23 protein-coding genes are annotated in these 25,209 nt (G+C 57.4%); 15 read left to right on the top strand and 8 right to left on the bottom strand.

Annotated features, from left to right (window positions below):
* Positions 1-20 precede the first annotated feature (20 nt).
* The 13 genes from leuC to purF all read left to right on the top strand — a co-directional run bounded on the left by leuC (position 21) and on the right by purF (position 14,980).
* On the top strand, positions 21-1,463 hold the full coding sequence (gene leuC, locus PHACT_RS13045; protein WP_070118720.1) for a 3-isopropylmalate dehydratase large subunit: 1,443 nt from the start codon (positions 21-23) through the stop codon (positions 1,461-1,463).
* Positions 1,464-1,499: 36 nt separating this feature from the next.
* Complete coding sequence (gene leuD / locus PHACT_RS13040; RefSeq protein WP_070118719.1) at positions 1,500-2,147, top strand: 3-isopropylmalate dehydratase small subunit; 648 nt, start codon at positions 1,500-1,502, stop codon at positions 2,145-2,147.
* A gap of 87 nt (positions 2,148-2,234) precedes the next feature.
* Positions 2,235-3,254 (top strand): aspartate-semialdehyde dehydrogenase, encoded by a 1,020-nt coding sequence (locus tag PHACT_RS13035; RefSeq protein WP_070118718.1) that lies wholly within the window; start codon positions 2,235-2,237, stop codon positions 3,252-3,254.
* Between the two features lie 198 nt (positions 3,255-3,452).
* Positions 3,453-6,134 (top strand): FimV/HubP family polar landmark protein, encoded by a 2,682-nt coding sequence (locus tag PHACT_RS16640; RefSeq protein WP_070118717.1) that lies wholly within the window; start codon positions 3,453-3,455, stop codon positions 6,132-6,134.
* Between the two features lie 21 nt (positions 6,135-6,155).
* Positions 6,156-6,956 (top strand): tRNA pseudouridine(38-40) synthase TruA, encoded by an 801-nt coding sequence (gene truA, locus PHACT_RS13025; RefSeq protein ID WP_070118716.1) that lies wholly within the window; start codon positions 6,156-6,158, stop codon positions 6,954-6,956.
* Between the two features lie 143 nt (positions 6,957-7,099).
* Positions 7,100-7,738: a phosphoribosylanthranilate isomerase gene (locus tag PHACT_RS13020; RefSeq protein ID WP_070118715.1), complete on the top strand. Its 639-nt coding sequence runs from the start codon at positions 7,100-7,102 to the stop codon at positions 7,736-7,738.
* The gene (gene trpB, locus PHACT_RS13015; protein WP_070118714.1) at positions 7,725-8,957 is read left to right on the top strand and encodes a tryptophan synthase subunit beta; all 1,233 of its coding nucleotides are present in this window, start codon (positions 7,725-7,727) and stop codon (positions 8,955-8,957) included. Before PHACT_RS13020 ends, trpB begins: the two co-directional genes overlap by 14 nt.
* Before the next feature lie 9 nt (positions 8,958-8,966).
* The gene (gene trpA / locus PHACT_RS13010) at positions 8,967-9,800 is read left to right on the top strand and encodes a tryptophan synthase subunit alpha (RefSeq protein WP_070118713.1); all 834 of its coding nucleotides are present in this window, start codon (positions 8,967-8,969) and stop codon (positions 9,798-9,800) included.
* A gap of 96 nt (positions 9,801-9,896) precedes the next feature.
* Positions 9,897-10,778: an acetyl-CoA carboxylase, carboxyltransferase subunit beta gene (gene accD, locus PHACT_RS13005; RefSeq protein ID WP_070118712.1), complete on the top strand. Its 882-nt coding sequence runs from the start codon at positions 9,897-9,899 to the stop codon at positions 10,776-10,778.
* A gap of 2 nt (positions 10,779-10,780) precedes the next feature.
* The gene (gene folC / locus PHACT_RS13000; RefSeq protein WP_070118711.1) at positions 10,781-12,169 is read left to right on the top strand and encodes a bifunctional tetrahydrofolate synthase/dihydrofolate synthase; all 1,389 of its coding nucleotides are present in this window, start codon (positions 10,781-10,783) and stop codon (positions 12,167-12,169) included.
* A gap of 20 nt (positions 12,170-12,189) precedes the next feature.
* Positions 12,190-12,873: an SPOR domain-containing protein gene (locus PHACT_RS12995; protein ID WP_070118710.1), complete on the top strand. Its 684-nt coding sequence runs from the start codon at positions 12,190-12,192 to the stop codon at positions 12,871-12,873.
* A 79-nt stretch (positions 12,874-12,952) separates the two neighbouring features.
* Complete coding sequence (locus PHACT_RS12990; RefSeq protein ID WP_070118709.1) at positions 12,953-13,429, top strand: CvpA family protein; 477 nt, start codon at positions 12,953-12,955, stop codon at positions 13,427-13,429.
* A gap of 45 nt (positions 13,430-13,474) precedes the next feature.
* The gene (gene purF / locus PHACT_RS12985; protein ID WP_070118708.1) at positions 13,475-14,980 is read left to right on the top strand and encodes an amidophosphoribosyltransferase; all 1,506 of its coding nucleotides are present in this window, start codon (positions 13,475-13,477) and stop codon (positions 14,978-14,980) included.
* Between the two features lie 17 nt (positions 14,981-14,997).
* On the opposite strand, the gene PHACT_RS12980 is transcribed toward purF, so the two are convergent.
* The 7 genes from PHACT_RS12980 to PHACT_RS12950 all read right to left on the bottom strand — a co-directional run bounded on the left by PHACT_RS12980 (position 14,998) and on the right by PHACT_RS12950 (position 22,812).
* Entirely contained in the window at positions 14,998-15,351 is a 354-nt protein-coding gene (locus PHACT_RS12980) for a translation initiation factor Sui1 (RefSeq protein WP_070118707.1), read from the bottom strand.
* Between the two features lie 21 nt (positions 15,352-15,372).
* Positions 15,373-17,154 carry a BatD family protein gene (locus PHACT_RS12975; RefSeq protein ID WP_211284408.1) on the bottom strand — a complete coding sequence of 594 codons (1,782 nt, stop codon included), beginning with the start codon at positions 17,152-17,154 and terminating at the stop codon, positions 15,373-15,375.
* Between the two features lie 37 nt (positions 17,155-17,191).
* On the bottom strand, positions 17,192-19,114 hold the full coding sequence (locus tag PHACT_RS12970) for a vWA domain-containing protein (protein ID WP_070118705.1): 1,923 nt from the start codon (positions 19,112-19,114) through the stop codon (positions 17,192-17,194).
* On the bottom strand, positions 19,111-20,172 hold the full coding sequence (locus PHACT_RS12965) for a VWA domain-containing protein (RefSeq protein WP_070118704.1): 1,062 nt from the start codon (positions 20,170-20,172) through the stop codon (positions 19,111-19,113). Before PHACT_RS12965 ends, PHACT_RS12970 begins: the two co-directional genes overlap by 4 nt.
* Positions 20,165-20,731 carry a DUF4381 domain-containing protein gene (locus tag PHACT_RS12960; RefSeq protein ID WP_169819477.1) on the bottom strand — a complete coding sequence of 189 codons (567 nt, stop codon included), beginning with the start codon at positions 20,729-20,731 and terminating at the stop codon, positions 20,165-20,167. Before PHACT_RS12960 ends, PHACT_RS12965 begins: the two co-directional genes overlap by 8 nt.
* A gap of 5 nt (positions 20,732-20,736) precedes the next feature.
* Entirely contained in the window at positions 20,737-21,708 is a 972-nt protein-coding gene (locus tag PHACT_RS12955; protein ID WP_070118702.1) for a DUF58 domain-containing protein, read from the bottom strand.
* 144 nt (positions 21,709-21,852) lie between these two features.
* Positions 21,853-22,812 carry an AAA family ATPase gene (locus PHACT_RS12950; protein WP_070118701.1) on the bottom strand — a complete coding sequence of 320 codons (960 nt, stop codon included), beginning with the start codon at positions 22,810-22,812 and terminating at the stop codon, positions 21,853-21,855.
* A gap of 257 nt (positions 22,813-23,069) precedes the next feature.
* On the opposite strand from PHACT_RS12950, the gene PHACT_RS12945 reads away from it, so the two are divergent.
* Together PHACT_RS12945 and PHACT_RS12940 are read left to right on the top strand one after the other, a co-directional pair.
* On the top strand, positions 23,070-24,101 hold the full coding sequence (locus PHACT_RS12945) for a quinone-dependent dihydroorotate dehydrogenase (RefSeq protein WP_070118700.1): 1,032 nt from the start codon (positions 23,070-23,072) through the stop codon (positions 24,099-24,101).
* A complete protein-coding gene (locus PHACT_RS12940) occupies positions 24,101-24,355 on the top strand; it encodes a glutaredoxin family protein (protein WP_070118699.1) in 255 nt (84 codons plus the stop codon). The genes PHACT_RS12945 and PHACT_RS12940 overlap by 1 nt, the downstream gene beginning before the upstream one ends.
* Here the strand turns inward: PHACT_RS12940 and PHACT_RS12935 are convergent.
* Entirely contained in the window at positions 24,324-25,178 is an 855-nt protein-coding gene (locus tag PHACT_RS12935; RefSeq protein ID WP_070118698.1) for a TatD family hydrolase, read from the bottom strand. The two genes, PHACT_RS12940 and PHACT_RS12935, sit on opposite strands and share 32 nt — an antisense overlap.
* Positions 25,179-25,209 lie beyond the last annotated feature (31 nt).

The raw sequence follows: 25,209 nt of genomic DNA, 5'->3' as shown, positions 1-25,209 counted from the left end.
GGTTAAATCGGGAACTATTCATGGCTGGAAAAACCTTGTACGACAAACTCTGGGACTCTCACCTGGTGAAGCAGCGGGACGATGGCACGGCGTTGATCTATATCGATCGCCAGTTGATCCACGAAGTGACCTCGCCCCAGGCCTTTGAAGGGTTGCGCCTGACCGGGCGCAAGCCCTGGCGTGCGGACGCCAACCTGGCCACGCCGGATCACAACATTCCGACTACCAAGAGTGAGCGCAGTCGCGGTCTGGAAGGCATCATGGACCCGGTATCGCGCATTCAGGTGCGAACCCTGGATGACAACTGTCGTGAATTTGGCATTCTTGAACTGGACATGAACGATGAGCGTCAGGGTATTGTGCACGTGGTGGGGCCAGAGCAGGGTGCAACACTGCCGGGTATGACCATTGTGTGTGGCGATTCCCATACCTCCACACACGGTGCGCTGGGTGCACTGGCGCACGGCATTGGCACATCGGAAGTTGAGCACGTGATGGCAACGCAGTGCCTGATTCAGCGCAAGATGAAAAACATGCTGATCCGGGTGGATGGCAAGCTGAATCCGGGCGTGACTGCCAAAGACATCGTGCTGGCCATTATTGGTGAAATTGGCACCGCTGGCGGCACCGGTTACACCATCGAGTTTGGTGGCGAGGCGGTACAGTCATTGAGCATGGAAGGTCGCATGACCATCTGCAACATGGCCATCGAGGCAGGTGCCCGGGCCGGTCTGATAGCGGTTGATCAGACCACCGTGGATTACATCAAGGGCCGTCCGTTTGCACCTAAAGGCGAGATGTTCGACAACGCAGCCAAAGCCTGGTTACAGCTGGTCAGCGACAGCGATGCGCACTTCGATCGCGTGGTGGTGCTTGATGCTGCCGATATCATTCCACAGGTGACCTGGGGTACGTCCCCGGAAATGGTCGCTCCGGTGACCGGCAATGTGCCCGATCCAGAGCTGGAGAGCGACAGCGGCCGCGCTGACAACATCCGGCAGGCCCTCAAATACATGGGGCTGAAACCGGGTACGGCCATCCGGGACATCAAACTCGATGTGGTGTTCATTGGTTCCTGCACCAACTCCCGCATTGAAGATCTGCGTGCTGCAGCAGCCGTAGTGAAAGGGCGCAAGGTCGCCAGCAGCATTGAGCTGGCATTGGTGGTGCCGGGGTCCGGGCTGGTCAAGAAGCAGGCGGAAGCAGAAGGTCTGGACAAGATTTTCCTGGAAGCGGGCCTGGAATGGCGCGAACCGGGCTGTTCCATGTGCCTGGCAATGAACGCCGATCAATTGCCTGCGGGTAAACATTGCGCGTCAACGTCCAACCGCAACTTCGAGGGTCGTCAGGGTTTTGGTGGGCGTACCCACCTGGTGAGCCCGGCCATGGCCGCAGCTGCCGCCATTCATGGGCATTTTGTTGATGTGCGCGATATCCTGCTCGACTCTGAACGACCCCACTGAGCGCGCTGAACAGTAACCGAATTCGAGACCATAGATATGAAAAAATTTAGTGTACATACTGGTGTTGCGTTACCGCTGGATCGCGCCAATGTTGATACGGATTTTATAATCCCGAAGCAGTTTCTGAAGTCGATCAAGCGCAGTGGCTTTGGTGTCAATCTGTTTGATGAGCACCGCTACCTCGACAAAGGTGAGCCTGATGCCGACAACAGCCAGCGTCCGGTCAACCCGGAGTTTGTTCTCAACCAGGCTCGTTACAAGGGTGCCACGGTGCTGCTGGCACGTGACAACTTTGGTTGCGGATCCAGTCGTGAGCACGCGCCCTGGGCGCTGGACGACTACGGCTTTCGGGTGCTGATAGCACCCAGTTTTGCTGATATATTCTTTAACAATTGTTTTAAGAATGGAATATTACCAATTGTTTTAGATAAGAAAATTGTTGATGATCTCTTTAAAGAGGTAAATGCCGCCGAAGGTTACACATTAACTGTGGACCTGCCGGCGCAATCCATCACCCGACCTGACGGCAGCACCATCAGTTTTGAGGTGGACGCGTTCCGCAAGCATTGCCTGCTGAACGGTCTGGACGATATCGGCCTGACCCTGGAAGACGCCGAAGCCATTAACGGTTTCGAATCCCAGTGGCGGGAAAAATCACCATGGTATTTCAACAAACCAGCTTAAGCCTGCGGGCAGCTGGATGTTGAGCGACCACCGGGCGCAATGACGTGCTTTGGATAAGGTCCCATGGGCTTTAAAAAGGAGATTTTAATGAAGACTTATAATGTAGCGGTTGTTGGTGCAACAGGCGCAGTAGGCGAGACGCTGATCAGTATTCTGGAAGAGCGAAACTTTCCGGTGGGCGAACTATTCCCGCTGGCCAGTGAACGCTCTGCCGGCAGCACCGTGATGTTCCGTGGCAAACCGGTCACCGTGCAGAACCTGGCCGACTTTGACTTCAGCCAGGCTGAGATTGGTCTGTTTTCAGCCGGTGGCAGCATTTCCGAAATGTATGCCGAAAAAGCCGGTAAAGCAGGTTGTGTGGTCATCGACAACACCTCGCATTTCCGCCGGGATGAAGACATTCCGCTGGTCGTGCCAGAGGTCAATCCGCAGGCGATTGCGCAGTACACCAACCGCAATATCATTGCCAACCCCAACTGCTCCACCATTCAGATGCTGGTGGCACTGAAGCCGATTCACGACAAGGTGGGTATCACCCGCATTAATGTGTCGACTTATCAGGCCGTGTCAGGCACTGGCAAAGAGGCTATCGAGGAGTTGGCGGCACAGACGGCAGCGCTGCTCAATGGCAAAGAAGCCGAATGCAGTGTTTATCCGAAGCAGATTGCGTTTAACGCACTGCCGCATATTGATGTTTTCCTTGATAATGGTTACACCAAGGAAGAGATGAAAATGTCCTGGGAAACCAAAAAAATCCTGGACGAAAGCATCGAAGTCAACGCTACCTGTGTTCGGGTACCCGTGTTCTTTTCACACTCGGAAGCGGTGCATCTGGAAACCCGGACGCCCATCAGTGCGGAAGAGGTGCGCGAGTTGCTCAGTAAGGCTCCCGGTGTCAAAGTGGTCGATGAGCGCAAGGACGGTGGTTATCCCACCGCCGTGAGCGATTCAGCCGGCAAGGATGAGGTTCTGGTCGGTCGTATCCGCAAGGATATTTCTCATGCCAACGGCATCGATATGTGGATTGTGGGTGACAACGTGCGCAAAGGCGCGGCGCTGAACTCTATCCAGATTGCCGAAGTGTTGATAAAAGACTACTTATCATGAATACTTGCGAGGGTCGGGGCATGATTTCCCGGCTCTCGCAATGACTGCCTGAGCGCCGAACCGGCTAAAGCTAAACAGCCAGAGCTGGCAAGGGAAAGCTGCCCAGAGCTGAACCGGACGAAGGAACACTGCCCAGAGCGGGCGGAATAGCCAGAGCCGGATGACGGAAAACTGCCCAGAGCGCCTAAGGAAATAAGTATGGTTAAAAGGCTGATGCCGATCTTCTCTGCTTTGCTGCTGTTGGCAGCGTCGCAGATTCATGCACTCAGCCTGGGTGACATCACCCTGGAGTCGTCAGCCGGTGAACCTCTGCAGGCCAGCATCGAGTTGCTGGACAGCGAGGGTCTGTCCGTCTCTGATATTTCTGCCATGGTAGCGTCCGCTGCCGACTTTCAACGTTTTGATGTTGAGCGCATCGCTGCGCTGGACAACCTCACTATCAGCGTCGCCTTTGTTGATGGTGCACCGATTCTGCGACTCAGCAGCCCGATCTCTATTGATGAACCCTTTCTCAGCCTGGTGCTGGACACACGCTGGCCAGCGGGCCGGGTGCTGACCGAGTATACCTTGCGGCTGGAATCACCGGCTTTCAGCGCACAGAGCAATCAGCAAGTGACAGCGGCGCCGACGCAGTCGGTCTTTGAACCGTTAGTCGACGATGCTGATACTGCGACTGACTCAGATGCGGATTCCCCCGAAACCGAGGCTGACAATGCAGCGCCGGCAACAGCGACTGTCGCTGCGGCTGAAGACAGCACAGACACGAACACTGCTGGCAGCGCCACCAATGTTGCGCCTGCCACTGATCAGGGCCAGAGCCAACCGGCTCAGACGGCGCCGATGGCCAGCGCGGATGATCTGGCCAATGCCAGCACGCTCACCGTGAACGCCGGCGATACGCTCTGGCAGTTGGCACTGAGGGCCAGACCGGATGATTCGGTCAGTGTCCAGCAAACCATGCTTGCGTTGCAGCGACTCAATCCCGATGCCTTTCTGGGTAATAACATCAACCGTGTTAAGCGGGGCGAAGTGTTGCGGGTGCCGGAGCTGAGCGAAATTCGTCGGCTGGCTGCGACTGAAGCCATTGCCGAGGTCACTCGCCAGAACCTTGCCTTCCAGCAGCGAGGCACCACGCCCGTTGGTTCCGAACCGGTAACCGAGCGACCGGGCGCAGCGACATCAGGTGCGGCGCAGGGTCAGTTGCGGGTAGTCACTGCCGACGATGACTCGGATGAACCTGTTGATGCGTCAGCGTCGGCTGCCAGCGCACAATCGTCAGCACAGCAGATCGCACGCAATGACGAACAGCTCGAAGCGCTGGAAGACAGCATGGCGCAGCGCGAGGAAGAGCTGGATCGTCTGGACCTGGAAAATACCGAACTTAATTCAAGACTGGCCATGCTGCAGCAGCAGATTAGCTCGGCGCAGGAAATTATCCGCTTGCGCGATCTCGAACTGGCGCAGCTGCAGACGCAGCTGGCCGAGGCCGAACCTGCCGCCGCCGCTGACACCGATACCGATTCGGAGCAGACCACCACCATTACCATGGCCCCGGATGCCGGGCCCGTGGAGCGTTTCATCAATATGATGCTCAATAATACCTGGGCGTTGTTGGCCGCTGTTGCCGTCCTGGTGTTGCTTCTGGTGCTGGTATTGATACGCCGTAACCGTGCTGCCTCAACGGATGAACAGAGAGCGCAGCGCGAGAATGACGACATGCCGTTGGGCGAAGACAATGACGACGAGCTTCTGTTCTCGGGTGTCGCCGCTGCGGCAGCAGCCGCTGAAGAAGAGGACGGCGAGTCAGACAAAGACACTGCAGCAGATGATGCAGATGACGCGTCCGGCGATGGCAAGTCTGAAGCAGACAGCGATGATTCGCTGGAAGCCGTTGACAGTGTCACTTACGGCGCTGATGGCGGTCTTGAAAACGAAGACTCGGAGGAAAGCTCAGCCGACGATGTTTCGCCGGAAGGCATGGCATTTGACTCAAACACCACGTTTGATGATGAGTTTGCCCTGGACGATACCCTGGAGAGCGATCCTGACGCCGAACCCGATACGGATGAGCCTGCCGAAAACGGTGACGAGACGGACGACGGACCGGACTGGGGTGATGCTGATCTTGATCTGGACGATGTTGACGACGCAGATGATGACATTAATCTTCAGGAAAGCAGCGCCGATGGTTCTGTCGATGCCGGGGCTGACACAGCTGCCGCTGAAGAAGTGTCCGCTGAAACAGAAGACGTGCTGGATGATGATGACGATCTGAGTTGGCCAGATGCCACGGCCGTTACTCCTGCAGCGGAAGACAACGACGAGCAGGGCTGGCCCGATGCCGCGCCAGTGACACCTGAAACTCCTGAGCCCGCTGACACTCAGGTCGTCACCGATGATGCCGAGTACGAGATTTACGACGAAGCGGCAGACCAGACCGATACGCCTGCTGCCGAGCCAGAGCCAGAGCCAGAGCCTGAACCAGAGCTGGAACCCGAACTCGAGCCCGAACCGACCAGCACCGTCATTCAGGAAGCAGACGACGATGCAGAGGTTGATGAGGCTGGACAGGTTGGTGAGGTTGGCCAGGTTGATGAGGCTGATCAGGATGAAAAGGACAACCCAGCCGATAAAATCGAAGACGACTTTGATGATCTGGCCTTTATTTCCAATGAAGACTCTTTCGATGATGACGAAGACGACGAGGAAGACTTTGCCTTCCTGTCTGACAGTGATGAAGCCGCCACCAAACTGGATCTGGCGCGTGCCTACATCGACATGGGGGACAGCGCCGGTGCCCGTGAAATACTGGCTGAAGTCGTGAAAGAGGGCACTGAAGCCCAGCGCCGCGATGCTGAATCGCTGCTGGAACGGCTCTGATATCACGCCAGACAGACCACCATGACCGCAAACACGACTCGTACAGCCCTGGGCGTTGAATACAATGGTGCCGCCTTTCATGGCTGGCAGCGACAGTCAGCACCTGTTATTGCCACCGTGCAGCAGGCACTGGAACACGCGCTATCGCAGATCGCCGACCAGACGGTCACCGTCAACTGCGCCGGTCGCACTGACACCGGTGTGCATGGAACCGGCCAGGTCGTGCACTTCGAATCGACGGCGGAGCGAGGGGAAAAAGCCTGGATTCAGGGCACCAACAGCCACCTGCCGCCACAGGTCAGGGTGCAATGGGCACGGACCGTTAGCGATGATTTTCATGCCCGTCATTCCGCGTTAAGCCGTCGTTACCGCTATGTCATCTACACTGGCGCAGTCAGGCCTGCGGCCCTGTATCAGCAACTGACCCACGTCAAAGACGAGCTGGACGTCATCCGAATGCATGAGGCCGCTCAGCATTTGCTGGGAGAGAATGATTTCAGTGCGTTTCGTGCCGCCGGCTGTCAGTCGCGAACGCCGATGCGCTGCATCAATGAACTCAGCGTCAGTCGCCAGCGGCGGTTTATTGTTGTGGAAGTCGAAGCCAATGCGTTTTTGTTGCATATGGTGCGCAACATCGTCGGTGCATTGCTGGAAGTGGGCGCCGGCAGACGGCCGCCGGACTGGATTCGACAGGTGCTGGCGACGCGGGATCGCAGACAGAACGCGGTAACGGCAAAACCTGATGGCCTGTATCTGGTCAATGTCGCCTATCCGGAGCGTTTTGGTTTGCCAGTGCTGCCGCTGGGACCCTGTTTCCTGTAAGCAGAAAGCGAAACCCGGACGTGCTTTGTATAAGCAGCCTGCGGCGATCTCTGGTAAAATTCCCCGCCTTATGTGTCATGTCGATTCGGGCATGGCCTGTTAATTGAGGTTTTTGCGGACAACTGGCTGCTAAAGGAGACCCGGTGCAACAACGTACCCGTGTAAAAATCTGCGGTATTACCCGCCCCGAGGATGCGCTGCTGGCGGCCGAGCTGGGCGCGGATGCACTGGGTCTGGTGTTTTATGCCAACAGTTCCCGGGGCTTGAGCCTGTCGCAGGCACAGCAGATTCGCGCCGTGGTGCCAGCTTTTGTCAGTGTGGTCGGTCTGTTTGTTAATCCGGAGCGTAATCAGGTGGACGAAGTGCTCGATCACCTGCGTCTGGACTGCCTCCAGTTTCACGGCGATGAAACCCCGGAGTTTTGCCACTCATTTGCGGTGCCCTATATGAAGGCGGTTCGTGTGCGATCTGGCGCTGACCCATTGCCTGATATCAAAAAATACCGGCAGGCGTCGGCAGTTTTGCTGGATACCTTTGATCCACATCAGGCCGGCGGCACCGGCAAGAGTTTTGACTGGACGGTGGCCCGCCATTGTGTCGATCGCAGTCCGCTGCCGATTGTGCTGGCAGGTGGCCTGACGCAAGAGAATGCAGCCAGAGCCATCAAGGAAGTACACCCCTGGGCGCTGGACCTGAGCAGTGGGGTGGAAAGAGAGCCGGGTATCAAAGACCGGCATCGTTTACAGGCATTTTTTAACGAGGTAAATCGTGTCCGACTCTGAGTCAGTAGCAACAACGGAACAGGATCAGTTCAGCGGCCCCGACCTGGCCGGCCATTTTGGCCGCTATGGCGGGATATTTGTTGGCGAAACCCTGATGGCAGCGGTGGAAGAGCTGGATCAGGTCTATCGCAAGCTGTCCAAAGATCCCGCCTTCTGGCAAGAGTACGATCGCGACATGAAGCACTATGTTGGTCGACCGTCGCCGTTGTACCTGGCCGAGCGTCTCACCGCAAAATACGGCGGTGCCAGAATCATTCTGAAACGCGAAGACCTCAATCACACCGGTGCACACAAGATCAACAACACCATCGGCCAGGCGCTGTTGGCCAAGTTTATGGGCAAGCCGCGACTGATTGCGGAAACCGGCGCCGGTCAGCATGGCGTTGCCAGTGCCACTGTTGCCGCCCGTCTGGGTCTGGAATGCCACGTTTACATGGGGGCCGAGGACGTCAAGCGTCAGGCCGCCAACGTTTACCGTATGAAACTGCTGGGTGCGCATGTGATTCCGGTGACCTCGGGTTCGCGCACATTGAAGGACGCGCTCAACGAAGCGCTGCGTGACTGGGCGACAAATGTCGATTCGACTTACTACATTATTGGTACCGTGGCCGGACCGCATCCCTATCCCATGCTGGTACGGGACTTTCAGGCCATCATTGGCCGGGAAGCCCGGGCCCAGTCGCTGGAAGAATACGGCAAACTGCCAGATGCACTGGTAGCGTGTGTCGGTGGCGGCTCCAATGCCATTGGTCTGTTCCATCCCTTCCTGCGCGATACCGATGTCGCCATGTACGGCGTTGAGGCTGGCGGTGATGGCGTTGACACCGGCCGTCACGCCGCGCCCCTGTCGGCTGGTAAGCCGGGCGTTCTGCACGGCAACCGCACCTATGTCATGAGCGATGAGCGCGGCCAGATCGTGGAAACCCATTCCGTGTCTGCGGGTCTGGATTATCCCGGTGTTGGACCTGAGCACTCGTGGTTGAAGGACATCAAACGCGTCAACTACGTCTCTGTCACTGACACCGAAGCGCTGGAGGCATTCCGCGCGCTGACGCGTCTGGAAGGCATCATTCCGGCGCTGGAATCTGCCCATGCCATTGCCTATGCCTGCAAGCTGGCTGCCACCATGTCGCCTGAACAGACCATAGTGGTCAACCTGTCCGGGCGTGGCGACAAAGACATCCATACCGTCGCCGATATCGACGGCATCACCATTTAAGGATAAGAGATGAGCCGGATTAAATCTTGTATAGCCGCAGCCCAGGCGGCGGGGCGCAAAGCGCTGATTCCCTATATTGTGGCCGGTGACCCGGACACGGGCACCACGGTCAGCCTGATGCACCAGCTGGTGCAGGATGGCGCCGATATTATCGAACTCGGTATGCCCTTCAGTGACCCCTCATCTGATGGCGCCGTGATTCAACTGGGTGCTGAGCGCGCGTTACGAAATGGTGCCGGGCTGGACACTGTGTTTTCGATAATGAAGCAGTTTCGTCAGCAGGATGACCGGACGCCAGTGGTGCTGATGGGCTACCTGAATCCGATTGAAACCCTGGGTTATGACAGCTTTGTCGCACAGTCAGCCGACGCCGGTGTGGATGGGCTGCTATTGGTGGACCTGCCGGTCAGTGAGGCTGAGAGCCTGCTCGCGCTTACCCGTCCGCGTGAGATTGATGTCATTTTTCTGGTGGCGCCGACGACCACGGACAAGCGCATCGCAGCAATCTGTGACCAAAGCTCGGGGTATCTGTACTATGTATCTCTGAAGGGCGTCACCGGCGCAGCTATCAGCGATACCGGAGAAATCGAGCAACGTGTGTCGGCACTGCGCAGTCGGACCGATTTGCCCATCATGGTCGGTTTCGGCATCAAGGACAACGCATCGGCGATCGCCATGGCCTCTATCAGCGATGGTGTCATTGTCGGCAGCGCATTGGTGCAGAAGATTGGTGAGCTCAGTGAGTCTGACGCAGGCAAAGCCGGAGGTGATGCCGGTATGCTGGCGGACAAGACCGCGCTGATCGCGTCAATTCGCAAGGCCCTGGACGAGAAGTTCGTCTGAGTTACGGCCAGAAAACGCATATCAAACACTATAACAGGTAAAAAAAAGCCGGAAATGTTATAGTTAGCACAGGATTTAGCACGACAGGACCCTACTATGAGCTGGATTAACAAGATCCTCCCATCGATTCGAAACAGCAGTACCACCCCGGAAGGCAACGGCAAACAGAAGTCCAGTGTGCCCGAGGGGCTGTGGAAAAAATGCCCGCGTTGTGAAGCGGTGCTGTACCGTCCGGACCTGGAACGTAATCAGGAGGTCTGCCCCAAGTGTGACCACCATATGCGTATTTCGGCGCGTCGGCGCCTGGAACTGTTCCTCGATACCGAAGGGCAGCAGGAGCTGTTCACCGATATCGAACCGGTTGATATCCTCAAATTCAAAGATCTGAAGAAGTACAAAGACCGTTTGTCAGCGGCGCAGAAAAGCACGGGTGAGCGTGATGCCCTGATCGTGGTTCAGGGTCGGGTCATGTCCGTGGACATGATTATCGCGGCGTTTGAATTCGGGTTTATCGGCGGCTCCATGGGTGCGGTTGTCGGTGAAAAATTTGTGCAGGCGGTTAACAGTTGTATCGCCCAGAAATTGCCGCTGGTGTGTTTTTCTACCAGTGGCGGTGCGCGCATGCAGGAAGCGCTTATTTCCCTGATGCAGATGGCCAAAACCTCGGCCGCACTGGAACGGCTGCGCGAAAATGGTCTGCCCTTTATTTCCGTACTCGTGGATCCGGTCTACGGCGGCGTTTCGGCCAGTCTGGCCATGCTGGGCGATATCAACATCGCTGAACCACGAGCGCTGGTAGGCTTTACCGGTCCTGACGTTATCCGGCAGACGGTGCGGGTCAAGTTACCGGAAGGTTTCCAGCGTGCCGAGTTCCTGCTTGAGCACGGTGCCATTGACATGATCTGTCATCGAAAAGAGATGCGCGATACCATTGCCGGGCTTGTTGGCAAGCTGATGCAACTGCCACCGGCTGCCTGACCATGACCGCAGCCGCTGATCTGGGTCTGGATCTGGATCTAAAAAGTTGGCTGGCCCGAATACAGCAGCTTCACCCCAATGAAATAGACATGGGGCTGGAGCGGCTGGACGTCGTTGCCCGGCGACTGGGGCTGACGCTGACGCGCACTGACGACTCACCTCTGGTCATTACGGTAACCGGCACCAATGGCAAAGGCAGTCATGTCGCTGTTATTGATGCCGTTCTGCGCGCCGCTGGCAAACGTGTCGGCAGTTATACCTCTCCCCACCTTCTTCACTACAACGAACGCATCTGTATACAGGGCGAACCGGTCAGCGACGCCAGCATTGTGCAGGCCTTTGTCAGCATTGAGCAGGCCCGTGAAGACGTTTCCCTGACCTATTTCGAATTCGGCACGCTGGCGGCACTGCTGATTTTTCAGCAGGCCGGGCTCGATGTCATGGTGTTGGAGGTTGGGCTGGGCGGGCGCCTGGATGCGGTCAATATTGTTGATGCCGATATTGCAGTAATCTCCAGCATCGGTCTTGACCATCAGGAATGGTTGGGCGATACCCGCGATGCGATTGCGGTGGAAAAAGCCGGCATTTTCCGCGCGGGTAAAGTGGTGGTTTGCACCGAATCAGATCCACCCGCTGCCTTGCTGCAGGCAGCAGCTGCACTGTCATGTCCGGTGTATCGCGCAGGTCACGATTTTATGGCATCGCCGTCGCTGGTTGATGACAGCTGGAGCTGGCGAGGTCGGTCAGCGCCGTCAGCGTCAGATGGCGTCAGCCAATCCCGGCAGTTGACAGTTAGCGGACTACCGCCGGCAACGCTGGCGGTCAACAATATTGCCGGCGCGTTGCAGGCGGTCTGCCTGAGCGGTCTGCTGCCCCCCGAACCCTGGCTGCAATCACAACTTCCTGCCGTCCTGGCACGGCTCCAGCTGCCCGGTCGGCAACAGTGGATCTTGCCGCCGGAGGTCCCGGTGCCTGTGGTCATGGATGTTGCCCATAACCCGCAAGCGGGGCAGTCACTGGCCGCCGCGATACAGCATCGACGACAGCAGATATTGCTTCAGCAAGGCCGCATTGCGTCGGTGCGGGTGGTGCTGGCGATGATGGCAGATAAAGATCATGCCGGATTCTATCAGGCCTTAGAAAAGCAGACTGACTTCTGGTATATTGCGCACTTCGATCTGCCCCGTTGCTTGCCGGCCGAAACCCTGACGGAAAAACTACGTCAATTGGGTGCCGCCGGGCGTACAATGGCAGCATTGACGCCCTTCACATCCGTGGGTGAGGCACTCGCTGCAGCCTGCAACGATGCCGAAGACGGCGACATCATTGTGGTGACCGGTTCGTTTATTACAGTGTCAGACGCGATGTCGAGCATATCGGCTCGACAGTGACTGAAAGAGGCAGACACGCTTTGAATCAGAACACCCGGCAAAGACTGATAGGTACACTGGTGCTGGCCGTGGTGGCATTGGTCCTGCTGCCGGTGATTTTTGATGGAGAGGGCAGTTATCAGCCCGTGCTGCAAACCAGCATTCCTGAACGTCCGACCCGGCCTGAAGCCGCGCGCACCGATCCGCAACGGCCGGTGATTACTGCCGACACTGACGCGATTCGGCTCAGTAATGTGCCCGATACCGGCGCCGACCCTGACGCTACTTCTGTCGTCTCCACACCCGCGTCTGAAACCGACACGACTGCCGATCCGGAATCCGGGACGGTAGCAGGCTCTTCCCAATCCTCACAATCTTCGCCAGCGCCGGCGCAGACACCGGATGAACCGGAGGCAACACCGGCCACCGCCAGCACAGCGACCACCACTGCACCGACGCTGGATAACCAGGGCTTACCGGAAGGTTTCAGTGTGCGCCTGGCGTCATTTGGCAATGCCACCAATGCCAGCAATCTGGTCACCCGCCTGCAGGATGCCGGCCACCGGGCTTACACCCGACGCATGGACTCCAGCCAGGGCATACTGACCGGTGTATTTGTCGGACCCGTTGTGGACCGTAATGCAGCGGCAACGCTACTGGAACAATTGCGGCAGGATTTTGAGCTTAACGGACTGATCGTGCGATACGAAATCGAGCCGCTGTGAAACTGCACAGTTCGCATCCGATTGCAGTGACGCCGAAAACAGACGCTGATCAAGGGTCTGATCAAGAGGAGAGTGCAGCATGAACCTGCTGGATATCAGCATACTGTTGGTGGTGGTAGCGTCGAGCATTTTTGGTCTGTGGCGCGGTTTTGTACGCGAGGTGCTGTCACTGCTGGCGTGGATCGCCGCCATTGTTGTGGCGCGCCTGTACAGCCCGCATCTGGCGCCATTGTTTGACAGTATTACCGATAACGAAACGGCACGTTATGTGCTGGCATTCGCACTGCTGTGTTTTGTCACCCTGTTGCTCGGCGCCATGATCAATCATTTTATGACCCGTCTGATCAGCATGGCAGGTTTACAGGTCACTGACCGGTTGCTGGGCGCGTTGTTTGGCATTGCCCGGGGCGTACTGATTGTCGCCGTGGCGGTGTATTTTGCTGCCGAGTTCTATTCGGATCGAAGTTGGTGGATAGAATCCCGGTCTCTGCCCTATATCCAGATTGTCATCGACTGGGGCAGTGGCTTTTTTGTCGAGCCGGAGACAGAAATCTGATTTTTTGCGCAACCTGTTGTTGACGCGGTTTACGGAGTATTTTGCATGTGTGGTTTAGTCGGAGTTGTCGGTCAGTCTGACGTGGCAGTGAGTTTATACGATACCCTGACGGTGCTTCAGCACCGTGGGCAGGACGCCGCAGGGATCGCAACGGACGACAACGGCAATCTGAATCTGCGCAAGGACAACGGCCTGGTCAAGGATGTGTTTCGTACCCGCCACATGCGCCGTCTGGCAGGCAAGATGGGCATTGGTCATGTTCGTTATCCGACCGCCGGCAGTTCCAGTCCGGCACTGGCCCAGCCTTTTTACGTCAACTCTCCGTACGGCCTGTGCCTGGCCCACAACGGCAATCTGACCAATTCCGCCGAACTGAGTGAGGAGTTGTTCTCTGAAGATCTGCGTCACATCAATACCGACTCCGACTCCGAAGTCCTGCTCAATGTGTTTGCTCATGAACTGCAACAGGTCGGCAAAATGGCACCAACGGCAGATGATGTGTTTGCTGCCGTGGAAGGCGTGCATCGTCGATGTCGTGGCGGCTTCGTCGCCCTGGTGATGATCACGGGTTATGGCATTGTCGGGTTTCGTGACAAGAATGGCATCCGCCCCCTTGTGTTTGGCAAGCGCGAGCGCGACGGTAAAACCGAATACATGCTGGCCTCCGAGAGCGTTGCACTGGATTCGCAGGGTTTTACTCTGGTCCGCGATGTGGCACCGGGCGAAGGTGTCTATATTGATATTAATGGCAACCTGCATACCCGGCTGTGCGCCGAGCCCGCGCCGTATACTCCCTGTATTTTTGAACACGTCTATTTTGCTCGCCCGGATTCGTTGATGGATGGCATTTCCGTTTACAAGGCCCGGTTGCGCATGGGTGAAAAGCTCGCAGATAAACTGCAGCAGCTGCGTCCTGATCATGATATTGATGTGGTCATTCCCATCCCGGATACCAGTCGTACCTCCGCGCTGGAACTGGCCAATCGTCTTGGCGTCAAATACCGTGAAGGTTTTGTCAAGAATCGATATATTGGCCGTACCTTCATCATGCCGGGGCAGAGCGAGCGCCGTAAATCGGTACGTCAGAAGCTGAATGCCATCGAACTGGAATTCCGTGGCAAGAATGTACTGCTGGTGGATGACTCCATTGTGCGTGGTACCACATGCCGGCAGATTATCCAGATGGCACGCGATGCTGGAGCGCGCAATGTCTACTTTGCGTCGGCTGCGCCACCGGTGCGTTACCCCAACGTCTATGGCATCGATATGCCGGCTGCCACGGAACTGATCGCGCATGGTCGCACCGAGAAAGAAGTGGAAACGCTGATAGGTGCCGACTGGCTTATTTTCCAGGACCTGGAAGATCTGATTTCCGCCTCACACGAAGGCAATCCCAACATCACGCAGTTTGACTGCGCTGTGTTTGACGGTAAATACGTCACCGGTGATGTGGATGATGCTTACCTGAAGGCGCTGGAAGAGGCGCGTAATGACCTGGCCAAAAAACGCACACGCAAGGTGCCGGAACCAGCCGACGAGGCTGAAGCGTGAGTCCCTGGTGACGCGTTTCAGCCACCGGCCAGTTTTGCGTTGATGCCTTTGTTTTTGAGAAATTCGATAATCACAGGGCGGTGATCGCCCTGTATTTCGATGATGCCGTTCTTCACGGCACCGCCACTGCCACAGCGCGTTTTTAACTGTTTGGCCAGTGCATCCAGTTCCGCTGGCGTCAGCGCCAGTCCCTCTATCAGGCTGACACCTTTGCCTTTCCGGCCTTTGGTTTCCCGGCGTACTTTGACATTACCATCACCGACCGGCAGCGCTGCCGCCTCGGTCTTGCAGGTGCAGGCGCTGGTGGCATTAAGACAGGCAGGGCACAGACGGCCTTTGTCTGTGCTGTAAACCGGGCGTGAGTTCTTCATTGGCAAGGCGTTACTGTTGCTTCATTGTCGGTAAAGCGGCGGCAGGTCAAAATGCTGTGCCTGCTGCAGACGCTGGTCATTCTTCAGATGCGCACGGCGTTCGGCGCTGAGCAGAGAGGACAGTTGATCGCGTTCAGTGCGGCCAAAGGTCTGATCCTGGCTGCTGCCATACATCGCTGCCTGCAAGGCTTGACACGACGCTGTCAGCTCGCTGTTGGCAAAACGGGCAGACAGGTCATCAAGGTTGTGCAGGCCAGCATCGCGGAAGTACTGACGCCCCCATGCAATCAGGTGCTGGCGAATCTGCAGGGGTTCTGCCGCAGCCAGGCTGGACTCAAGCTGTTTGAATGCCAGCTTTTCCTGTCCTTCGGCGATGTCGCGCTCGTAAACCGGGGTACGCACCACGGTCGGCTTGCTGGACGTTGTCTGTCGATTGCGTTGCCAAAACCACCAGGCAATCAGTGCAACTAGCGCCAGTAAGGCAAAGACACTGCTGAGGATCCAGGCCGGCGTCTGACGGCCGCTGAGCAGCTCGTCGGTGATCTCGGGTTGCAGCAGGTTGCCCGGTGCGCCGTCGCTGGCCGGATCAGTGGCAGCCTCGTCAGCAATGTCGGCGCTGCCAGGTGCTTCCACGACAATAAACGAGGAGGGCACGATGGCCTGGCGCAGACTGTCGTTATTAACATCCCACCAGGGCAGGTTGATTTCCGGTATCACCACCGAACCGTTTTCCGTGGCGACCAGTTCGTAGGTTTCAGTGCGGCTGCCGACCACATTGCCGTCGATAATGCTGCGTTCTATCACCGGCGGTTCCGGATAGACATTCATTTTGTCTATTTCCGGGCGGCCCAATGGTGGTAGTGCAGCGCCATCCAGGCCATTGCCAGTGACCGTCAGGGTCCGGGTGACCGACTGGCCTGGTTGCAGACGGGTAATATCATCGCTCCAGCGTTCCTCGACCCGGATGTCGCTGGCTGGCAGCCAGGTGCTGTCTGTAGGGAAGGCGTCTGGTCGCCCTTTAACGTCAATGCTGTAGCCTGGCGCGAACGCCGTCACCGGCCTCATGTTGGGGTTGCGGAAGACAAAGTTGCTGGAGCCGTCTGTCAATTCACCACGGAAAACGATGTTGGGAATCTCAAGAGGACCGCTGCGCTGGGGAAACAGCACATAATTTTTTTCATATACACCGTAACGCTGGCCATCAATCAGCTGCTCATACTGGTGTGGCTGCCCGAGCAACTGCACCACGGTATTCTCCGGCTCCACTTCGGTGAAATTCGGATTGCGGATGCCGGCAATGGTGTAATACAGACGGATGGTAAACAACAGCTGTTCCTGAACGTAGACCGACTCTTTGCTGATCACCGTTTCCATGTGCACGTCCTGACCGCTGGCCAGTCCGGAGACGCTGGGTTCGTTCACAGTGATGGTATAGGGATCGGTAAACTGGCCGGCCACACCGACCGGGGGAATCTGCTGCTCGCCCAGTTCCAGCGGGAACAGCACCAGCATGTAGTCGGTCCAGGACTCTATGCGGTTGTTGACTGAGCGCAGGTGACTGGCAGAGCGCGTGCTGACGATTTCAAACTGTTCGCGCAACGGGTCCAGGTCAATGGCGACGCCGCCCTGCTGGCCATACACGCGGATACGCAGAGTGACCGTTTCGCCACGGGCAAGTTCGGTGCGGTCGAGCTCGGTTTCAACCCGCGCCTGCTGTGCCAGCACGCTGGTTGGCAGTGTCAGTAAAACCAGTGCCAACAAAGTGAGCGTCAGCACGGCGAGTGGTGCAGACCACGACGTCAATCCTGAAAGCCTGATGTGTTGTCTCATAAGTCCCCGTTCACTGTGAGTTCTGTCCACTGGTTCTGCGTTCGATCATACGTCGGCGCGACTCAAACTGGAATTTTCGCTGCAGCAGCTCGCCCGGGTCGTCTTCAATGCGTCGCAGGAATTGTTCCAGTGATTCCTGGTCTTCCTCCTGCTCCACCTGGGCATCGCTGCGCTGTTGACCCTGATCGGCATTTTCCGACTCGCTTTCCTGCTGCTGTTGCTCCTGTTCTTGTTCCGACTGTTCCTGCTGCTCCTGCTCTTGCTGTTCCTGCTGTTGATCCTGTTCGCTGTCGTCGCTGTCAGATTCACTTTGTGAATCCTGCTGCTCCTGTTGTTCCTGCTCTTCCTGTTCCTGTTGCTCCTGCTCCTGTTGTTGCTGTTCCTCCAGCAGGTCTTCAACAATGGCTTTATTCTTGAGCGCATCTTCGTGCTGTGGGTCCTGCGCCAGCACACGATCATAAGCGGCGAGGGCTTCTTCCAGGCGCTCGGCAAAGGCCAGCGCGTTGCCCAGATTGTAGATGGAGTCGATGTCGTCGCCCTGACTGAAGGCATTGATCGCCGCCTGATAGTCACCGGCACGGAATGCGGCCGCGCCTTGCCACTCGGGAGTTTCAAACAGGCGGGTGGCCGTTTGCGGGTTCCCCTGTTGCAATGCGCGCACGCCACGCTGATCACGGTTCAGCCACAGGCTGCTGATGTCAAAGCCCTGCTCGGGGGCAGGCTGCGCTTCACCCTGACCCGGTGGTCCACCAATGGCCATTTCCTGCAGGTCTTCCTCATTAAGCAGGGTCGGGGCGTTGGGTTGTGCTTCCAGTGCCTGTTGCTCCGCCTGCTGCTCGAGAGGATCCTGCTGGGCCATCGCCGGTTGCGGTGGCAATGCTGCCAGCACGAGGCCCGCGCCGAGAGAAATCTGCAGCACCCAGCCACGTCGGAAACACAGCGCACACAGTGGCAAAAGCAGGAGCAGCAGCCAGGGGCCTGCGTCCTGCCATAATTCAACTTCTTCGTCCGATTCCAGATAACTGTCATCATCGCCGCGCAGCAGGCTGTCAGTCAAAACTGATTCCAGGTCCGATGCATTGATGCTGATGTCACTGTAGCGACCATTAAGACTGCTACTGAGCGCCTGCAGGTTGCCACGGTCCATGGCGCTGACCACCATCTGGCCGCTGTTGTCGCGCAGGAACTCGCCGTTGCTGACCGGAATGGCGGCGCCCTGGGGCGTACCCACACCGATGATGTGCAGCGGGTAGCGGTTGTGGCTGAGAATTTCCTGAATCGCGGTGTTCTGGTCGCGCGGTACATTCTGGGTTACCAGCAGAATACGGCCATTGACCGCCGACGCGTCGTCCATCAGCGCGTTGGCCATGGCGATGGCTTCCGCCGGGTTGTTGCCGATAACCGGCATGATATTGGGGCTGAGCGCAGGGACCATGGCCCGGATGGTGACTGAATCATCGGTCAGCGGCGTTACCATGTGGGCTTCGCCGGCATACACCACCAGCGCAGTCTGGCCTTCACGGCGGGTATCAAGCAGGTCCATGATCTTGCGGCGTGCCACTGTGATGCGGTTGGGATCCTGGTCGTTGGCAAACATGCCCAGACTCAGGTCCAGCACAATCACCAGGGCTTCCTGCCGTTCCTGCACCGGTTGCGTCTGTTTGGTCCAGGTGGGTCCGGCCAGTGCCAGGGTGGCGATGACCCAGGCGGCAATCAGCAGTATCAGCGGCATGCGCTGGGATGTGCTTTTGCTGGCGTTGAGCAGGTAAGGCAGCAGACTTTTGTCAATGACTTTATGCCAGGCGCTGCCCTGGGCATCAAGACGCCACAGGCGGCTGAAGAAGAACAGGGCGGGCAACAATGCCAGCAACCACAACGGCCGCAGGAAGTGAAACTGGGCCAGGCTCTGCATCAGGGTTAATGATTCAGTCATGAGGCTGCTCCCGGCTCGGCCGCGGCACCCGCTTTGTCATCTTTTTTGCTGCTGTTTGTGCCAGTTGTGCGCGCAGCCGCTGGCATCGCGCTCATGGCCAGCAAAAAGCTCAACAGCAGAGCAATGCCCAGTGGCCAGTGAAACAGCTGGGTAATGGGCCGGTAGGTCTGTTCGTCCTGCTCGATCGGCTCCATCGCGTCCAGATCGTCATAGATACGTATCATGTCTTCCAGCGTGCGGGCGCGGAAATATTCGCCGCCGGTCATGTTGGCAGCGGCGGCCATGGCGTCATCATCAATTTCCGACACCAGTGCGCCAGCACGATTGCCAAACAGCGAACGTTGGGCAAACTGGTCCGAGGCAACCCCCACGATATGCATTTTGATACCTTCGGTACGGGCCAGTTGCGCCGCCTGTGAGGGTGTCAGCTCGCCGGCATTGTTAATGCCGTCGGTCAGCAGGATAAGGATGCGATTGTTGTCCGGCTGTTCGCGCAGATGTTTGACGCTGAGACCAATGGCGTCACCAATGGCGGTGGCGGATTCGTCAATCATGCCGATTTCCAGCTCTTCCACCAGACGTCCCACCGTTTCCAGATCGCGTGTCATGGGTGTCATGACGTAGGCATGGGCGGCAAACAGGCCGATGCCGAGGCGGTCACCCTGACGTTTTTCGACAAAATCGCTGATCACCGCTTTCATCACCTGAAAGCGCGACAACTGGGTATTGTTGAGGAACATGTCACGTGCTTCCATACTGCCGGACAGGTCCAGGGTCAGCATCATGTCACGCCCGGTGGTGGGAATCTCAATCGGTTCACCGACCCATTGCGGACGGCTGCCGGCCGCCACTACCAGTAACCAGATCAGTGTGCAGAACAGCAGAATCAGGATGTTCTTGTTGAAACTGCGTGAAGAGTCGGTATGCAACTGCACCAGACGTCGATAAAAAGGTACACGCAGGGCTGCGTCCTGTCGCGGTGCCCGCGGAATCAGGAAATAGATCAACAGTGGCAGGGGAAGGGCCAGCAACGCCCAGGGCCAGGAAAACTCAAGCATGATGATCAGCCGTTGTACGTGTCTGGGTTGTTGATTGAGGTGTCGAATCAGTGTCAGTGTCCGGCGCCGCATCGGGTTTGATTTTAGCCAGGTACAGATTCTTTATCCAGGCACTGGCCATCTGATGCAAGGCCTGCGTGTCGACATCACAGCGTGGTGCAAAACGGCCTTCCGCCAGCGCGCTGGCCAGTTCCGGCGTCAGTCGTCCGGCGCGATCATGCTGTTTGATAAAGGCTACCCAGGCCTGACCGTTCAAACCTGCCACGCGGCCTTGTTCAAAGTGCAGCAGGGCGACACGACGCAGCACGCTGTTGACCTGGTTAACATAAATCAGACGTTGCTCCATATCCGGGCCATCTGCGCCGGCACTGGCCTGCAGGCTCGCCAGGCATTTATCCAGTTCACGCAGTGCACTGCGGTAGCGGCGGTGCAACTGCAGGCGCAGGTGAAGTCGATACGCACCATAGATCAGAAGCGCCAGCAGCAGTGCAGCCAGCACCCACCAGCCCGGCGCCAGCGGCCAGAATCCGGGTTCTGCGGGCAGATGAATATCTGCCATGTCAGTTAAAGCGTCTGCGAAGTCCATTGATGTATACGTTCCACGACCGGTTCATCGGTTCTGATTGTCAGCAGCGGTATCTGCAGTTTGGTCAATTCGGCTCGCAGTGTTTCCAGTCGCTGCTGAAATACGCCGCGGTAGTTGTCACGTGCCTTCTTGCTGAAGGTATTCAGGGTACCTTTATCGCGTCCGTCGGTAATACTGTAGTAACCGGGCACAGGCAGATTCTCTTCCAGTTCGTCGTGAATGAAGCAACACACCACGTTGTTGTGGCGCGACAACTGGTACAGGTACTGAAAGCCTGCTTCATCGATGGTACTGAAATCGCTGATCACATACAGCGTGCTGCCGGGTTTGGTGATGCGGCGGATGCGGCCCAGCGCCGTGGCCAGACCACCAATCTCGTCTTCCGTCTGTGGTTTCTGTATCGGGCCGGACGCCAGGTCGGCATTGGCGAGCTGTACCTGATTGAGCAGGTGCAGGGCGGAACGACGGCTGCGCTTGGGGCGAACCAGGGCAAAATTGTCGTCGCTGTACACCAGACCACCCACGCGGTCGCCATTGTCGATGGCCAGCCAGCAGAAAATGGCGGCGGCCTGCGCTGCCACGACTGACTTGAAGGCAACATGGCTGCCAAAAAACATGGAGCTGGACTGATCCACGGCAATCAGCACGGGACGTTCACGCTCCTCACGAAACACCTTGGTGAAAGGTTTGCCGGTGCGGGCGGTGACACGCCAGTCAATGGTACGAATATCATCGCCGGCCTGATAGGGACGGAACTCTTCAAAATCAATACCACGGCCACGGATCTTGGACAGGTGCTGGCCGGAGATGCCCGCCACCGAACGCTTGTGAGAGGCGTATTCAAGGGTGCGGGCGGCATAGCGTTGCAACAGCAGATCCTGCAGGCTGATCACGGCACCTGTGGCCTGGTAAAGCGCCTGGTGCGGGAGTGTGCGAGCCTGCTTACTCATAGTGTGTCTCTTATAATGACTGTCATGACTGCCAAAACTGTTTTATGTACGGGGGTCGTGTGCCTGATGGCCCGGGCCGACTGAGATCGACGCGGGCTGTTTTCAACTGCCTGCCGGCGCTGGTGGCCTGCAAATGATCAGTCTTCAGGCAGAAGGCACTCTTTCCAGGATTGTGCTCAACACCTTGTCCGGCGTAACACCGCTGGCTTCGGCTTCAAAGCTCAGCAGCACGCGGTGACGCAGTACGTCAAACATGACGGCCTGGACATCATCGGGGCTGACAAAGTCCTTGCCCTGAATCCAGGCATGAGCGCGGGCGCAACGATCCAGAGAGATGGTGCCACGCGGGCTGGCGCCAAAATCGATCCACGCTGCCAGGTCGTCACCGTACAGAGCCGGGTTTCTGGTCGCCATGATCAGCTGGATAATGTATTCCTCGACGGCTGGTGCCATGTGCATGGACAGAATTTCCTGTCGCGCTGCAAACAGATCTTCCTGACTGACCACAGCAGGCGTGGTCTGGGCGATATTACGGGCTTCATCACGCACCAGCTGCAGAATTTCGCGCTCCGCTTCCACGGCCGGATAACCGATGGATACATGCATCAGAAAGCGGTCGAGCTGGGCTTCGGGCAGGGGGTAGGTACCTTCCTGCTCAATCGGGTTCTGTGTTGCCATCACCAGAAACAGGGGCGGCAGCTTGAATGATTCACGGCCAACTGACACCTGATGCTCCGCCATTGCTTCCAGCAGCGCTGATTGCACCTTGGCCGGGGCACGGTTGATTTCGTCCGCCAGTACCAGGTTGTGGAAAATCGGGCCAGGCTGAAAGCGGAACGAGCCGTCTTCGGGACGATAGATTTCGGTGCCGGTAATGTCACTGGGCAGCAGGTCGGGTGTGAACTGAATACGGTGGAAATCACCTTCAACGGCCCGGGACAGGTCTTTGATGGCTTTGGTTTTGGCCAGGCCCGGCGCACCCTCGACCAGCAGATGGCCGTCGGCCAGCAGCGCTATCAGCAAGCGGTCAACCAGACGTTCCTGGCCGATAATTTGCTGGGTAAGCCAGGTCTTGAGAGCAGTGATGGTGTTGTGGTGACTCATAGTTTTCCCTGTTATAGGTGTTGGGCCTGCTATATCGGTGTCGGGCCAGTTTTAATTGTCGGGCCTGTTTTAAATCTCTGTCCAGCTTTAAATATCAGGCCTGTTTCAGGTGTCAGGTTTGGGCCGGAAGTCAGCGATTGTAACCAATTCAGGGCTGATGTCTAGCTACCACGGTATTGAGTTTGTCGCATATTGTGGCAGCAGGGGTTGATGCAGTCCTTTATAATAGCAGGCAAATTCCTGACAAGAGTCCCGACATGTACTCCCTGATGCGTTCCGTTTTATTCAATCTTCCCACCGAAGCCTCCCACAGTGTTGCCATGCGCAGCCTTGATCTGGCGCATGGACTGGGTGCCAGTGGCCTGCTCGGCGGTGCCCGTAGCGGACGTAGCCAGGCGGTAACGGTGATGGGGATCGAATTTCCCAATGCGCTGGGGCTGGCAGCCGGCCTGGACAAGAATGCGGATCATATTGACGGGCTGGCCGCGCTGGGTTTTGGTTTTATTGAAATCGGCACGGTGACGCCGCGGCCGCAGCCGGGCAACCCGCAACCACGGTTGTTTCGCCTGCCGCAACAGCAGGCCATCATCAACCGCATGGGTTTCAACAACAAAGGGATCGACCATGCCCTGGACAGAATTCAGCGAAGCGCTTTCAAAGGCGTGCTGGGTATCAATATTGGCAAGAACTTTGATACCCCGGTAGAACAGGCCGCCGATGACTACCTGATTGGACTGCGCAAAGCCTGGCCACATGCCAGCTACGTAGTGGTCAATCTGTCTTCCCCCAACACACCGGGCTTGCGGACATTGCAGTACGGCGAAGAGTTGCGACGCCTGCTGGCGCTGCTGAAACAGGAGCAGCTGGCATTGGCCCAGGCGGATGGGCGTCATGTGCCACTGGTTATCAAAATCGCGCCGGATCTGAATGCAGACGAAACAGGACTGATTGCTGAGGCGTTACTGGAATTCCGCATTGACGGCGTCACCGCCACCAACACCACGCTGTCTCGTGACGGTGTTGAAGACAATCCACTGCACACCGAGGCGGGCGGTCTCAGCGGTGCACCACTGCGCCAGGCATCGACCCAGGTTGTTGCCCGGCTTGCGTCGGCGCTGGACGGGCAGATTCCCATTATTGGCGTGGGTGGTATTGCGTCGCTGGACCACGCCAGCGAAAAACTGGCAGCGGGTGCCAGTCTGGTGCAGATCTACAGTGGTTTCATTTATCAGGGGCCGCCGCTGGTGCGTGAGATTGTTGAAGGCCTGGGTAACGGGGCAGCGAGCTGATGGCAGAGCAATTGATGTTTTACACCACCGCCGGTTGCCATCTGTGTGAGCAGGCAGAAGCGATTCTACGCCGGGTTGCTGCCGAGCAACCGGCCTTGCGCTGGATACCGGTTGATATCAGTGACGATCCGGCACTGGTGGACGCCTATGGTCTGCGCATTCCGGTGATAAAGGTTGCTGACCGGGCGCAGGATCTGGGCTGGCCGTTTGATGAGGCTACCGTCAAAGCGTATCTGTCACAGGCTCAGGGTTAACAGTTTTCAGGTTTGTCGTTTCCAGATTAACAGCGTCGAGACCAAACAGCCGCACAGCGTTGGCCGTGGTGCCGGCAGCAATGTCAGCGGCCGGTCGCTCGCAGCACCGCGCCACAGTGGCCAGCACTTCGGTCAGCCAGGCCGGCTCATTGCGGCGCGTTTTGGGTTTGGGCCGCAGACTGCGGGGCAATAAATAAGGCGCATCGGTTTCCAGCAACAGGCGGTTGGCGGGAATGCTGGCGACCAGTTCGTGCAGGTGTTTGCCCCGGCGCTCATCACATATCCAGCCGGTAATGCCGATGTACATGTCCAGATCCAGGTAATCAAACAGGGCCTCGCGCGAATCCGTAAAACAATGCACAACGCCGCCACTGAGGCTGTCGCGGTGCTCCTTCAGAATTGGCAGGAAGCGCTCATGGGCATCACGCTGATGCAGGAACACCGGTTTGCCGGTCTCCACTGCCATCGCCAGATGCTCGTTAAAACTTTTCTCCTGCGCCGGTCTTGGTGAAAAATCCCGATTAAAATCCAGCCCGGTTTCGCCCACCGCTTTTACCAAAGGCTGATTCAGCAATGCACGAATGCCGGACAGCACCTCGGCACTGGCAGTTGCTGCTTCATGCGGATGGATGCCGGCAGTACAGGACAGGTCCGGGTAACGGGTACAGATGTCCAGTGCATGTTCCGATGCAGCCAGCGTGGTGCCGGTTACCAGGTGATGCACAAGCCCCGCATCACGTGCGCGTTGCAGGACGTCGGGCAGATCGCTGGCAAAGGATTCATGGCCCAGGTTGGCGCCGATATCGATAAGAGGATTTGTCATGGCGCGCGATTATAGCAGAGATGTGGTAGAT

Origin of the sequence: Pseudohongiella acticola, assembly GCF_001758195.1 — a bacterium.
GTDB classification, from domain to species: Bacteria; Pseudomonadota; Gammaproteobacteria; order Pseudomonadales; family Pseudohongiellaceae; genus Pseudohongiella; species Pseudohongiella acticola.
Note: the sequence above shows the minus strand (reverse complement) of the source record. Positions and strands in the feature narration are given on the sequence as shown.